Below are 12,321 nucleotides of genomic sequence, written 5' to 3' on the forward strand. Positions count from 1 at the left end.
TCGTAGTGACTTAGACCGATAATAGCGTAATGGTAATTCCGTTTACGGACAGAGAACTAGAGAAAGCTTGGCGAGAAAATAAATTTGCTTCCGAGAAGATACCACGAAGTAATGCTCATCGGTTACTCTTATTTTATGCTGTTGAATGTGGTTTAAAAGCAATTTTGATGCGTAGACAGGGTAAAAATCGTTCAGATTTATGTACAGATATTTCTGAATGCCAACATGATGTCAACAAGCTACTAGATTGTTTGTCTGCTGGCGGAAGTTTAAAATTACCGGCACAATTAAGCATGAAGCCAATCAAATGTAAGAATGGCAATGACGAAAGGAAATTTACCCCTGGTGATATCAACCAAATGTGGCGTTATGGTGGATGTTGTACAGCAACAGGGATAACAGACGAATATTTAGAGAAGAAATTATTAGAAATAGTAAATTGGATAGATGGAGAACTTAGAAGACCATGAAATCTTTAAGGTTATTGACATGGCTTGATGTGAGAAGAACTATTTCCCGCAAAACAAACTATGGTAGTAAATTCCCAGAGGGAGTAGTAAGAATTCGCTGTTTTTCTGATGCTTTGGAAATTGGTATTAGTAATGAAGAAAACAGAGTTAATGCAGAGAATGCTTTAAAAGAATGGTTTGGCGATTGGTATCAGGAAGACGAGTCTATTATTGAGCTTGACCTTGGTAATGCTACATTGCCAGTAGAATTTATCCCTGAGGAAGCATCTACAATTGAGATTTTTATACGTCCATTTTGGGAAGAAATTGCTTATATTGACAGTGATATTGAAGAAGAAAGAGTCATTCAAAAAACGATTGTTTTTCCCCACGCATATACTAATAAACCTAATTTAATAGCTTTCTATTCTTTTAAAGGTGGTGTTGGTAGAACTCTAAATTTAGCAGCACATTATTTTGCTTTGCTAGATAGAGCTAAAGAATTAGATAAATCTATTACTATATTAGTTATCGATGCTGATTTAGAAGCACCAGGTCTTACTTATTGGAATCGCATAGAAAAGCAACAAGCAGCAGTTTCTTTTATTGATTTTCTTGAAGTATATCACTATTCTCCTATTGAAAGAGAACAAACACTTTCATTATTTGCTAGAGAAGTTAAAAAATCTCTGAAAAATGAAGGGAAGTCAAATGTTTATTTTTTACCTGCCTGTCTTGATGATGAACAGTTACTAGATACACCTATCTTACCTGAAAATTTAGTCAGAAGTCCTGATGGAACTTGGGAGTGCGGTAATGCTATTCATCTTTTAGGTGAAGCTGTTGGTGCAGATTATGTGTTTATTGATTTGAGGGCTGGCTTGAGTGAAATATCCAGTCCCATAATTTTTGATCCCAGAATTCAGCGTTTTTTAGTTACTACAATCAACGACCAGTCAGTAAGAGGTATCAGTCTTGTTCTTGAACAAATTGGTAGAGTCGCGCCACCAGAGGAAAGAGTAGATAACGAAAAATATTATGATCCCTCTTTAATCGTTAATATGCTAACACCAGAATTGAAATCATTACCAGCAGTAGAAGATGCATTGGTAAGATTGCAATCTGCTTATTTACAGTCAGATAAAGATAATATATATTCTACGAGGTTGGATAGTAAAGAAACTTATTTTGCCCAAGAATTACTTTATATTAATAACTGGGAAGAAGCACGCTCAAAATTAAATGCAACTTCAATGATGGCAATTGCTAAAGAGTGGGCAGAAGGACAATTGCTAAGTAATATTATTGAGCAACCAAAGTCAAAATCTCCAGAAGATACAGATATACTTGCACAGGTTCGCCGACTTAGAGATGTATGCCAGCTATACGAATATGCTGAAGAAGGACAAGGAGAAGACTTATTAGTAACAGAACCTTTGAAAAACTTAGCAACTAATTTTAGAAATGAATTGCCTCGTGTAGTATCAATTGGAGCTAAGGGTGCAGGTAAAACTTTTAACTATATTCAGTTATCACGCTTTAAATATTGGGAAAGATTTTTAAATCGTATAGATAATAAACAACAAGAACTAGATTCAATAACGCATATCTTTCCTATGCTACAATCTAGAAACATTAAAAATAATGCCAAGATTGTCATCAACGAAGCTAGAAGTGAAGTCCTATCAGTCTTGGGTGATAATATTCCTGAGTTTTTGCCTTCGGAGTATGAGGGTAGAATTAAAAAAGCAATTGCGACTGCAAATTGGAGTGAACCAGAATGGACAGAGTTTTGGATTAGTGAAATAGCAAGAGTTATAGGTATTAATCCTGACGCAGAAAGTTCTAAGAACCTTAGCAGTATCAATAGTGAATTAAAAAACAAAGGATTACGAATTATATTTTTATTTGATGGTTTAGAAGATATTTTTCCCAATATTTCTTCTAATAATCAAGAGAAAATAGCATTAAAAGCTTTAATAGATGATCTGCCAAACAGATTATCGGAAATTAGACAGTCTAATCTTGGCGTAATAATTTTACTACGCCGTGATTTTTTGCGATACACAATCACTCAAAATTTAAAGCAATTTGAAAACCTTTACCGTTCTTACGATTTATCTTGGGATCAAGATTATTTTTTACGGTTAGTTTTTTGGATATGCAGCGAAGCCGAAGTCATAGGTGCAGAGAAAACGAAAATTGACAGTTTAAGCAAAGAGGATCTGACAGAGCAACTACAAAAGCTATGGGGTAAAAGGTTAGGATCAGATAATGCTAAAGAAGCTTATACAGCTTCTTGGATATTTGCGGCTTTAACAGATTTTAACGGCAGACTTCAGGCGCGAGATATTGTCCGCTTCTTGTACCATGCAGCAGATATTACAGTAAATAGAGCTAAAGAAGTGCAATTTGAAAAGTGGTCTACCAGCCGCCTTTTACCACCTGAAGCAATCCGCCGCGCACTTAAACCATGTAGCGAAAAGAAAGTAGAAGAAGCGAAAGAGGAATATCCAACGTTTAAAGTATGGGTTGAGGACAGTCTTCCTAAATATACCCCTGAGCAACGGAAAATTCCATTTGCTGTAGAACAATTTGATATGGATCAACAAACGGTGAGAATGTTAGTAGATATGGGGGTTATCTACGAAGATACAGAAAAAGAAGATGTAGCGCGATTTTACATGCCAGAAATCTTCCGTGAGGGTTTAGGTTTTTCAGGTAAAGGAGCGAGACCTCGGATAGTGGTGTTAAAACGTAAGGTATTGGGGAAAGGGATTTTATAATGCGTTTTATTTTCATTTCACTTGTCCATAATGCATTCATGTCAACTCAGTTGGCGGCGAAATTGGTTAATGCTGATGGATAACAACAATGTAGCAAAGAATAAAAGTGCGATCGCATGAGTCCAAAGTACTTCTAATCCTACACCTTTAAGTAGTATGCCTCGCACAATCTCTATATAATGACGTAGCGGATTCAGTAGTGACAAATACTTAAAGAATATCGGCATACTTTCAATGGGAGAGATAGCCCCAGAAAGTTGAATCAAGGGTAAATTAATAAAAAATGATGTCAGCACAACTTGCTGCTGAGTACGGCAAACTGTAGCCAGCATAATCCCAATGCCAATTCCGACAAATAAATAGAGTCCTGATAAAGCTAAAAAAAGTGCAGCATTGCCGCGAAAAGGGACGCTGAAAATCAATCTTCCTATAGTTAGAGCCAAAATTACATCGCCCATTAACAGCACAAATAGCGGCACAATTTTAGCTAGTAATATCTCCCAAGCTTCTGCTGGAGTCATTAACAGTTGTTCTAGAGTTCCTGTATCTTTTTCCCTGACAACTGTTACTGAAGAAACTAAAGAACTAATCAGCGTTAAAACTAATCCTAAAACGCCTGGAATGAAGAACCAACTACTCCGCAAGCCTGGATTATAAAGAAAAGTCGTTTGTGGTGTAATTAATGGTGGGGCTTGATTAGATGACAAGCGGCGACTAAATTGATTAATCATCTGATTTAGATAACCTTGAGCAATACCAGCAGTATTGGCATCTACTGCGTCTATCAAAATCTGCACCTCGCCAGATTTGTCTTCTGATAAATTACGTTTAAAATCAGGCGGGATGATTAAACCTGCTGTAATTTTTCCTTGCCGTACTTGCTCACCTAAATCTTGAGTATTAAATAAATATTTTTCTAGTGTAAATACTTTATTAACTGTTAAAACAGAAACTAACTCTCTACTTTCATAACTATTGGCATAATCGACAACTCCTAATTTGAGATAGTGTACATCTGGATTGAGAGCAAAGCCATAAAGTAGCATTTGAATTGTCGGGGGAATTATTAATAATACTAATGTTTCCTTACTTCGTAAGATTTGGCGAAATTCTTTTATTGCTAAACTCCAAAATCGGCTATTCAATAAAGCTTGAATCAATTTCATGGTTATTTGATATTACCTAGATGACATATCAGGTGCTTAGTATACCAACTAGAATTTTAATTAACTCAGGTAATTCTTCTGGTACTCGATATAATTTAAAGTCTTCAGTTATCTGTTTCTCTTGACGTTGGTAGGTAACAAATCGCCAATCTTCACCCGTAGTTACTGCACCGTAAAGGATTGGTGTATCTGAATTTATCCACTGATCAAGTGCAATTAATTCAACTGCTAATTGTGTAAACCCTCTACTTAAATCTGCTTGTTTAGCTTTAATTACTAACAAACCCTTACCTTTATCAATGTAGTAATCTAAGCTACCTTTGAATTGCTCGCTAACATTAATAGAATACTCAATATTTAATTGGGTTTGTGCGATTTCACAGACTTCTAGTAGTATAGGTGCGATAATTGCTTGTTTACGTGCATCTTCGCTCAGTAACTTGACACGTCGGAGGTTACGTTCAATCACTCGCTGTAATTCTTCGATGCGGTTGGGGGTAGATTCTGCTATTGGTAATTGCAACCGTTCACGTTCATACTTACAACCTAGTTCAGCCAGAATATCTTCTGGGGAAAATGGAAGTTCAAAATATTTGCTAAATGTATAGCTTTGTCCGGGTTGAATAATTCGAGGACGACTCATAATAATTTACAGTCTTGAATTTTTTTAAATAATAGACAGTGAGTTAGCCGTTCCGCCTTGTTGTACTAGCTAATCAGATAACTGCATTCGCCTTAATATACGACGTGCGGCATTAAAAAGTAAGAATCCTAGAATAATTAGCATCATTACAGAAAACCAAACACCTGGCCATCCAGTGCCGCGCACGTAAGCATCGCGAGTAATTTCAATATAATAACGTGCTGGAATTACAGCAGAAAAAAGAGATAGTGGAAAAGGGATATTACTGATTGGATAAATAAATCCAGATAGTAGTAAAGCCGTTAAGAAGCCTAACAATGCTACAGCTTGCACAGCAGAGTTTTGGTTATTTACCCGTACACCAATTAATAAACCAAACATAACGCTATCTACTAAGAATAGTAACGTGCTTATGAATAATGGTGTTACCTCTACTGCAAATGTTAATTGCCAAATTATTGCACTCATTACCGTAATCAATAAAGCTTCGCTAATTCCAATCAGTAGGTAAGCTAAGCCTTTTCCTAATAACAGTTCTTCGGCACTGAGACTAGAGGCATAAACTTGTAATATTGTCCCCTTTTCTTTTTCTCGTACCATTGCAACTGCTGTTAATAATGATGGATAAATCCATAAAATAACTGCGTAAACACCAGGCACAATGTATAAAGATTCTTTTCTTCCTGGGTTAAACCAAAGGCGGATATGAGCAATGACTTTATCAAAAGAGGATTGTAAACCTGAATCTCTTAAGAAAAATATTGTTGTTGCCTGAATACTATTTTTGATAATCCGTGCATTATTAACATCAGTCCCATCTACTAAAATTTGTAAGTCAGTAGGTAATTCTGATTTAATTCGACGGCTAAAGTCTGGTGGAATCACCACAGCAGCTTTTGCAAGTCCTTGATCAATAGCTGCTTGTGGATTTTGAAATTCTGGATTTTGGTTAGAAGTAAAAAGGGAAAATTTAAAATTATGAATTGGCTCAAACTGATTAGTGGCAAATAAGCGCTCTATATAGGAACGACTAAGAGGACTGTTATCAAAATCTTGGATAAATAAAGGAATATTTTTAGATTCAAGTCGAATCACAAAACCAAAAATAATTAAGGTCATAAATGGCAAGAGAAATGCCAGCGCTAAGGAAAGGCGATCGCGCCGAAATTGTGCTAATTCTTTGCGACATTGAGATAAAATTCTTTTCATTGGTCATTGGTCATTGGTCATTGGTCATTGGTCATTTGTTATTTGTCATTGGTCATTTGTCCTCCTTGTCTTCCTGTTCCTCGGTGCGTTGCACTATGCCAATGAAGGAATCTTCGAGAGAAAAGGGAATAGGTCGCAGGGAATGAATATTTATATCATTTGTTTGGAAAATTGAGCGAATAAGGGGAATATCGGAGTTTGGATGATCGAGAACTAGGTGTAGGCGATCGCCAAAAATTGATACTCGCCAGGGTGCTAACTGTGTTTTAAGTAAATTAGAGGCATCTTGAGTTTTATCAGTAACTATCTCTATCAACTGACCGGGTTGAGCAGCTTTAATCTCACTCGGTGAACCTTGAACTACTATTTCACCTGCTACCATAAACCCCATGCGGTTACACTGTTCTGCTTCTTCTAAATAATGGGTTGTTACCAGAACTGCTGTTCCCGATCTGGCAAACTCATTAATTAATCGCCAAAATTGACGCCGCGCTAAGGGGTCTACACCTGATGTTGGTTCGTCTAGAAATAAAATCTCTGGCTCATGCATTACTGAAGCACCAAAGGCTACTCGCTGCTTCCATCCTCCTGGTAGTTGTCCGGTGAGCATGTTTTCTCTACCAACTAAGCCACAAGTTGCTAGTACCCAATCAATTTTGCCGCGGCGTAATTGCCTCGGCACACCATAAACCCCACAATAAAATTCTAGATTCTGGATAATAGTTAAATCATCGTAGAGTGTAAATTTTTGGCTCATGTAACCAATGCGTTTTCGCAGAGCACTACTACGCAAATTTTGAGTTTGTCCAGCCAAGGAAATTTTTCCTGAGGTTGGTTCTAGCAATCCGCAGAGAATCTTAATTGTAGTTGTCTTACCTGCACCATTCGCTCCTAGTAACCCATAAATTTCGCCATAGCGAATTTCTAAATCTACACCTTTAACTGCTTGGAAGTCGCCAAATACTTTTCTTAGTTGATTTGCACCAATAGCAATCTCTCCCCTAACCCCGCCATTATTCAGCCGGGAACGAGGAAAAGAAATAAATTCTGGGTCGTTACCAGATGCACGTAGGCGGATAACAAAAACGTTTTCTAGAGTTGCATCCGCAGTTTGAATGTTGTCAAGTGGTAGTTGCTTTTGAGCAAAAATTTTCTCAACTGTGGCTGTGGCTGCTAGTGCATCTTTTACCAACACATCTAATCTATCGCCAAAGGTTTGGACATCGACAATTGATGTTTGGGTATTATTTATTGCTTCGTGTAATACTTGTTCAGCGGCTTCAATGCGATCGGTGCGCACTTCTAAACGTTGTAAACCTAAACTTTCGCGTAACTGGAAAAGAGTACCAATTTGCTGAATCTGTCCCTCGTACATTAAAGCAATACGATCGCACCTTTCGGCTTCATCTAAATAAGGGGTGGCTACAACTACCGTAACTCCCTCAGCTGCGATCGCAGCCAGAACATCCCAGAATTCCCGCCGCGATACCGGGTCAACACCTGTCGTCGGTTCATCCAACAACAAAATTTCCGGTTGGGAAATCAACGCACAGCACAAAGCTAATTTCTGCTTCATTCCACCGGAGAGACGACCAGCCAAGCGATCGCCAAATTTCTCTAAACTCATTAATCGTAAGTATTTATTGCGACGCTGCACAAAAATCTTCTCAGGGACTTCACGCAAGCCAGCACTATAACGCAGATTTTCATCAATGCTGAGGTCGAGATAAAGAGAGAATTGCTGTGTCAGATAACCAATATATAAACGAGCATCACGCGGAGGTTTGCCTAAAATCTGGATTTTGCCAGCTGATGCTTCCATCACCCCACCCAAAATGTGGAATGTCGTAGTTTTTCCGGCACCATCAGGGCCGATTAAGCCAAAAATTTCTCCCTGCTTGACGGCAAAATCAATTCCCTTAACGGCAACTAATTTACCGTAGCGTTTGTTTAAGCCCTCCACTTGAATTACAAAATTGGTCATTTGTCATTGGTTATTTGTCATTTGTCATCTGTCATTTGTCATTGGTTATTGGGCAAAAAGGCAATATTCATGCATGGTTTCTTCCCATCTCCCTTGTCCCATTTCTCCCCACACTCCCCACCCTCTCCCACACTTCCCGCCCTTCCCACACTCCCCACCCTCTCCCACACTCCCCACACTCCCCCCACTCCCTCATCACTTCCCCGCCTCTGGTGTAATGTTAATCTCGGCATCTGCTGGCATTCCTGGCTTGGCTAATCCGGCGGGATTGTCGATGGCAATTTTGACACCAAAAACTTGCTTAACTCGGTCTTGTTGGAAATAAATATTTTCAGGGGTAAAGGATGCTTGAGTATCAATGGCAGCAATTTTGGCACTTAAGGGTTGTTTGGGTGCTGAATCTAGAAATATCTTAGCTTCTTGTCCGACGCGAACTTTACCAATATTACCTTGCGGGACAAAAGCACGTAGATAGACTGTCTTAGGATCAATTACAGTTAGCAGAGTTTTACCAGTAGTAACAACTGCTCCTGGTTCTACACTCCGGCTGACGACTACGCCGTTAATGGGACTGATGACATTGAGGTCGGAAATTTTAGCTTTCATTTCCTGCTGAGAGGCTTTGGCATTGGTGACATCAGCTTGAGCCGCAGCTAGTTTCAAACGAGTTTGAGCCAATTGCGTGTTTAACCCAGATAGTTGGGTGCTGCGGATAGAGGGATTTAATCCTATACTTTGAGCTTGTGTTAATTGACCTTGGGCAGAATTAACTAACTTACGAAAAGAATCTACCGCTGCTTGACGCGATCTGAGGTTGGCTAATGCACTTTCCCAGCTTGTTTGAGCTTGGTCAAATTGTTGCCTAGTTATAGCTCCCTGTTTGACTAATTTAGCGTAGCGATCGCGATTCATTTGCGTGAGTCTCAACTCAGATTTGGCTTGTTCCACCTGAGCAATTGCTTGGTTTAACTGAGCTTGACTCGATGCTACTGATGACTCAGCCTGGAAAATTCGACCTTTAGCATCTCCCATAGCCTGTTGCAAGGTAAGCCGATTCTCAAGAATTTGGCTTTCTAAAAAACTAATTTGCAACCTTGCTTGTTCTTCTTGTTTTTGCATAGCATCTACACGAGCAGATGCTCCCTTAAGTTGAGCTTGAATCTCTGCGTCATCTAGCTTGACAATCACTTGTCCTTTGTGAACTTCATCCCCTTCGCGCACTGCTACAGACTCGATGCGTCCTGCTACTTTAGCTCCAATATCAGTTTCATAACCTTCAATGCGACCACTTACTCGCAGTGTATTAGCTTCAGAGTGTGATGAAATCAAATACGAGGTTAAAATCCCAATGCCTGTTAGTAATAAGCCTACAGGTATTAACAAACGTGGAGAAAGTTTGCGTTTGCCTTTATCTGATGCAGTACTATCAAAAGGTTCTTGGGGTGGCGAGAGTGGCTGAGCCATATATTTGCTGGGTTTAAAAGTAATATCAAACCGGAAATTAAAGTTGTGTTTGCTCAGGAGATTAAGTCTGAGTAAACAAGTTATAGGAAATTTTTATCAGGTTGTATAGTTCTAAGTAGCATTATCAAATATAACCAAGCTACTAGTTTACCCGGACCGATCGGGTTGGCTAAACTACAATAGCCTCTACCCCTTGTGCCAAAGCGCGGGGGATTGCTGTTTGCATAATATTAAAACCACATTTACATCCGCATTAATAACTCGAAGAGCATTGCTCTTATACAATTCACGACGCCTAAGATGTCTGCCGCTGATAGTTTGGCATATTACTGACTACATAACCCAAGTTATTCATCATTCGACATCTGCCTGAATGATCATCTAAGTAGTCGGGCAGAATTAATGGCACAATGTCGATCATGCAACAGCGATCAATGGTCGAAGTTCAATTTTTTTGAGTGCTCAACAGCTAATTGATTAAGATGGAGCTAAGAGTTTTATCGGCAAATACTTAGGTTTCATTATCAAATTTTCGTTAGTTGAAAATCGCCACCTTGTACCGAGTATGCCTAGACAACGATCCAATAACAAATCAAATATCGAGATCGTGGCGATCGCAGCTTCGGCTGGTGGAGTTACAGCGATTCGCAAAGTGCTCTCGGGATTGCCTGCGGACTTTCCCGCTCCGATTCTTTGCCTACAACACCTCAATCCTTCGGAAACTAATGTTTTAGCACAAGTTTTGCAGTTGCAAACGAATTTGACGGTACGCTGGGCACATGAGAGGGAAGAACTTACTGCGGGAGTGGTGTATGTGTGCCCACCAGGACATTACTTTGTTGTTCATGCTAACGGTACAGTCTCTCTGGCTCCGCAAGCAACTAAACACGGCTGGGTGCATGGAGTCAATCACTTTTTTGAGTCAGTAGCCCAGAGTTATGCAGATCGCGCTGTAGTAGTTGTGATGACTGGTACGGGTAAAGGTGGTGCAGAGGGTGTGCGTGCTGTGTCTCAACAAAATGGCATTGTCCTCGCCCAGGATAAAGCCAGTTCTGTGGCTTATGGAATGCCGGAGGCGGCGATCGCGACTGGTTGCGTAGACCGAGTTCTGCCCCGTGAGGCGATCGCTTCTTTATTGGTGAGCTTGGTATGCGAGGGAAATCCTTTATCAAATGAGCTAGTGAGCAAAACTTCATCACTCTTGATCGCTGGTTTGCCAATATCACCTACGTTTCAGGATGCGTTGGAAAATGTGCTTGATAGAGCGATCGCAATCCACCGCACGGACATGGGCTACATTCATCTGCTTGATCGGCAGACATGCACCCTCGCTCTCGCTGTTCAACGCGGCTTCGACGTTGGCTTAGTTGATGAGTTGCAGACAGTGAGCATCACTGAATATTCACCCTGCATCATGGCTTTGCGTGCTGGAGAAACGGTGATTGTTGAAGATGTCAAGGTCGATCCTCGGTTCACTCCTCACAGAGCGATCGCGGCGGCGGCGGGGTATCGCGCAGCCCAATCCACGCCGCTAGCTAGTCGCACAGGCACTTTGCTCGGCGTATTATCTACTCATTTTCGTCAACCTCGCAAATTTGTACCTTGGGAGATGAAGCTCCTCGATATGCACGCCCGTTATGCTGGCGATTTAATTGAACTTTTTCAAGCAAAGAAAGTTGGGTAATACAAATTCAAAATTCGTCTTGAAAACTTTTAATCGCTGTCTTCAGCGAATAGGGCGGAAATATCTCTATAGCCACTGATAATACGGAAAATCTCTATATCTTGTTCGATGGGCATGTAGAGAATCAGGTAGTTATCGATTGTGAGGCTACGCAAGCCTGGCAGAATTTCGTCGCGTCTTCGCCCAAGGTTAGGAAATTGGGCAATCTTAGCAAATTTAGCATCTAGCTTACTCAAAAAACGTTCAGATTGCTCTAGGCCTGTTTGTTTAGCAATGTAATCCGCAATTTCCTCAATATCTTTAATTGCAGGCTCGGTAAGACGAAATTGTGGGGTCATTCTTCGGTAACACCATGACGCGAACGCAATTTGTCTCGAATTTGTGCCATTGCCGTCGAACCATCAACAACTTTACCTTGCAAAGAAGCTTCCCATCCAATCCGCGCTTCTTGTTGCAGTTCTAACAGTCGCCCTTGATAAATATCTTCTTGCTGTTCTAGGAGTTTGACTCCTGCTTTGATAACTTCGAGCGCAGAGGCATACTTACCACTATCAACTCGGCGTTGTACTATGGCTTCTAATTCAGGTGGTAAAACGATTTCCATAGCGTTTTATAGCAATTAAATATCACAAGCGTAGCTTATCATTCCTTGATCGCAGATTCTAGCGATCGCTCATTCAGATCCCCGACTTCTTTAAGGATACAGCTGGCGAATGGTGGGTCTGGCTCCTTATATCCTAATGCAAATAGTTTTCTGGCTTACCCGACATACCGCCCGCAGGCTGGAAGCCTTGGGGCTATCGTTACAAAGCCCACCTTCGTGGGCTGAATGTCTTTAGCCCACGAAGGTGGGCTTTGTTCGATTAGCCGCACCATTCTATGGTGACGGCGGGATTGCGGGATAAGCGAGGGGTATTACCCCTTATTCACCAGCTG

At 40.3% G+C, this 12,321-nt stretch carries 10 protein-coding genes; 3 read left to right on the forward strand and 7 right to left on the reverse strand.

Going from position 1 to position 12,321, the window contains the following annotated elements; genetic code table 11:
* Positions 1–29: 29 nt before the first annotated feature.
* The gene (locus BV372_RS30780) at positions 30–470 is read left to right on the forward strand and encodes a hypothetical protein (RefSeq protein WP_086690706.1); all 441 of its coding nucleotides are present in this window, start codon (positions 30–32) and stop codon (positions 468–470) included.
* A complete protein-coding gene (locus BV372_RS30785; RefSeq protein WP_086690708.1) occupies positions 467–3,235 on the forward strand; it encodes a ParA family protein in 2,769 nt (922 codons plus the stop codon). The genes BV372_RS30780 and BV372_RS30785 overlap by 4 nt, the downstream gene beginning before the upstream one ends.
* Positions 3,236–3,276: 41 nt before the next feature.
* On the opposite strand, the gene BV372_RS30790 is transcribed toward BV372_RS30785, so the two are convergent.
* The 5 genes from BV372_RS30790 to BV372_RS30815 all read right to left on the reverse strand — a co-directional run bounded on the left by BV372_RS30790 (position 3,277) and on the right by BV372_RS30815 (position 9,701).
* A complete protein-coding gene (locus BV372_RS30790) occupies positions 3,277–4,401 on the reverse strand; it encodes an ABC transporter permease (protein ID WP_086690710.1) in 1,125 nt (374 codons plus the stop codon).
* A gap of 28 nt (positions 4,402–4,429) precedes the next feature.
* A complete protein-coding gene (locus BV372_RS30795; protein ID WP_086690712.1) occupies positions 4,430–5,044 on the reverse strand; it encodes a hypothetical protein in 615 nt (204 codons plus the stop codon).
* A gap of 69 nt (positions 5,045–5,113) precedes the next feature.
* Positions 5,114–6,253, reverse strand: a complete 1,140-nt coding sequence (locus BV372_RS30800) for an ABC transporter permease (protein ID WP_086690714.1) — start codon at positions 6,251–6,253, stop codon at positions 5,114–5,116.
* 52 nt (positions 6,254–6,305) lie between these two features.
* The gene (locus BV372_RS30805; protein ID WP_086690715.1) at positions 6,306–8,237 is read right to left on the reverse strand and encodes an ATP-binding cassette domain-containing protein; all 1,932 of its coding nucleotides are present in this window, start codon (positions 8,235–8,237) and stop codon (positions 6,306–6,308) included.
* Positions 8,238–8,432: 195 nt separating this feature from the next.
* Entirely contained in the window at positions 8,433–9,701 is a 1,269-nt protein-coding gene (locus BV372_RS30815) for an HlyD family secretion protein (protein ID WP_086690719.1), read from the reverse strand.
* Positions 9,702–10,266: 565 nt separating this feature from the next.
* Between BV372_RS30815 and BV372_RS30820 the strand changes: the two genes are divergently transcribed.
* A complete protein-coding gene (locus BV372_RS30820; RefSeq protein WP_086690721.1) occupies positions 10,267–11,385 on the forward strand; it encodes a chemotaxis protein CheB in 1,119 nt (372 codons plus the stop codon).
* A 29-nt stretch (positions 11,386–11,414) separates the two neighbouring features.
* On the opposite strand, the gene BV372_RS30825 is transcribed toward BV372_RS30820, so the two are convergent.
* Positions 11,415–11,723: a type II toxin-antitoxin system RelE/ParE family toxin gene (locus BV372_RS30825; protein WP_086690723.1), complete on the reverse strand. Its 309-nt coding sequence runs from the start codon at positions 11,721–11,723 to the stop codon at positions 11,415–11,417.
* Positions 11,720–11,989 carry a type II toxin-antitoxin system ParD family antitoxin gene (locus BV372_RS30830; protein ID WP_086690725.1) on the reverse strand — a complete coding sequence of 90 codons (270 nt, stop codon included), beginning with the start codon at positions 11,987–11,989 and terminating at the stop codon, positions 11,720–11,722. The genes BV372_RS30825 and BV372_RS30830 overlap by 4 nt, the downstream gene beginning before the upstream one ends.
* Positions 11,990–12,321: the final 332 nt, after the last annotated feature.

The organism is Nostoc sp. T09, assembly GCF_002154695.1.
GTDB lineage: Bacteria > Cyanobacteriota > Cyanobacteriia > Cyanobacteriales > Nostocaceae > Aulosira.